Origin of the sequence: Romboutsia sp. (assembly GCF_035470145.1) — a bacterium.
Classification (GTDB): domain Bacteria; phylum Bacillota; class Clostridia; order Peptostreptococcales; family Peptostreptococcaceae; genus Romboutsia_D.
On sequence record NZ_DATIRC010000302.1, the window covers coordinates 1 to 2250 of the forward strand.

Consider the following 2250-nt stretch of genomic DNA (forward strand, 5'->3'; position numbering starts at 1 on the left):
ATGGAAATAATCTCTATCTGTAATACTACCTTTCTTCCCATCAATAGATAAATAATCACCTTTTTTATCATTAATAAAGAAAAACTCACATTCTTTAGAATATAATTCTTTATGATTAGAAATATATTCTTTAAATCCTTCATAGTCCATATTTTTTGCTGTATCCATTGAAGCAAGCATATTCACTGCTGACTTCCATTTTTCTAGGTTATCTTCAACATGAAGTGCTAGCTTTTCAGCCTTATTTTGAGCTAACCGTTCAACATAATTAATTATTATATCTTTAGATTTGTTATATGCGAAAAAAGATAATATTAAAGTACCTACTATAGATAATAAAAATACAGGTACCATTATTTTTTTCTTTAAGCTTATCATGCATTTGTCCCTTTCTTTAACATATAAAGTATAGTATTTATATATTTTTATACATATATAAATTAGACATAAAGAGATAAAATCCTCTTTTGATATGCAAAAAATAAGGTTTTGGTGCAAAAATCTACTAGCATATTCTTCTGCATCAACACTTACATTCATAAGGTTAATATAGTACCAATACTAACAGATATCTGTATTCACAAAAAAGGCGCCGTATTTAACGACACCTTCATCCTAACTAATCTAAGTATTATTCATATTCTTTCAATCTCTTTGATGAACTATTATTAATATATATCTGAAAATTCAATATGAATTTTTTCTATATTAGCCTGTTCAGAAAAATCATTTACTATATGTATATCCTCTTCTTCAGTAATAGTTTTAATAGGTAATTCAATAATAAACTCTGTTCCTTTTTTATATTCACTTTTAACAGAAATTTTACCACCATGCATTTCAATTAAAGATTTAATAAGAGATAAACCTATTCCACTTCCCTCTTGTCTTCTATGTAACAAATGATCAACTTGTCTAAATCTTTCAAAAATCATTTCTTGTTTTTCTTTTGGGATGCCTATACCTGTATCTTGAACAGAAATTATAATATTATCTAATCCATCATAAATTTTAACTTCTATTTTATCATTAGGTTTTGTAAATTTAATAGCATTAGAAATAAGATTTAGAATAATTCTTTCCATTTGATCTGGATCAAAAGCTATAATTTTTTCTTCTATATCAGTATCAAATATAATTGTTCTTGACTTACTTTTTGCATATTCAACAGTAGACAAAGTTATATTCTCAACAATTTCTACAATATTTTTATTTTGCAAATTCAGTTCTCCAAATCCAGAATCTATTTTAGTAATATCAATTAAGTTATTAACTAATCTTAATAGTCTATAACAATTTTGCTTCATTATATTTATGTGTTTATTAATTTTTGTAGCTTCAAAGTTTTCATTATCATTTTTAATATATAAAGGTAATAATTGTGTTGTAGAAAAAATGATATTTAGTGGTGTTTTTAACTCATGAGATATATTAGAGAAAAATTCAGTCTTTAGCCTATCATATTCAATTGTTTCTTCTAATAATCTTTTATTTTCTTTTATCAATTTATTAAAACTTTTTGCAAGTATACCTATTTCATCTTCACTATATATATCACATTGAACCGATAAATCTCCTTTAGTCGCTATTTCCATATGTTTTTTTAGGTTATTAATAGGTTTAACTAAGGTATTCGTAAGATAATTTAATAATATTAGAATTAAAACAATAATACCAATTCCCATTAATAACATATAATTTCTTAATATTAATATACTCTGAGTTTCCTCATCGTAATTAGCACTCATTCCGATAGACCATCCTGTCGATTTTATAGGCATATAAGAAGCTATTTTTTTCATACCATTATGTTCATAATATTTTATTCCTACTTCTCCATTTATCATTTTTTTACCCATATCAACGATATCTTTATTTTTATCATTTAATATATTATGTTTATAGATAAAATCCTTATTTGGATGAGCTATCAATAAACCATCTTTGTTAAGCATATATGCATAACCACTAGTTCCTATTTTTTCATCATTGATTATATCTGTAATAACAGATAAATTTACATCTACCCCAACCAAACCTATAATATTTCCATTATCATCTTTAATAGGTGCTGCAACAACAATAATATAGTTTCCAGTATCTTTTGATATTATAGGTTTTGAAATAGTTGTATTTCCACTATTCATAACTTCATGGAAATAATCTCTATCTGTAATACTACCTTTCTTCCCATCAATAGATAAATAATCACCTTTTTTATCATTAATAAAGAAAAACTCACATTCTTTA

2 protein-coding genes are annotated in these 2250 nt (G+C 24.7%); both read right to left on the reverse strand.

The window, feature by feature from the left end; genetic code table 11:
- Nucleotides 1-378: hypothetical protein (locus VLM92_RS12290; RefSeq protein ID WP_325276627.1), on the reverse strand; the 378-nt coding region annotated here is incomplete at its 3' end.
- Nucleotides 379-668: 290 nt separating this feature from the next.
- The coding region (locus VLM92_RS12295; RefSeq protein ID WP_325276628.1) for an ATP-binding protein at nt 669-2250 on the reverse strand (1582 nt) is incomplete at its 5' end.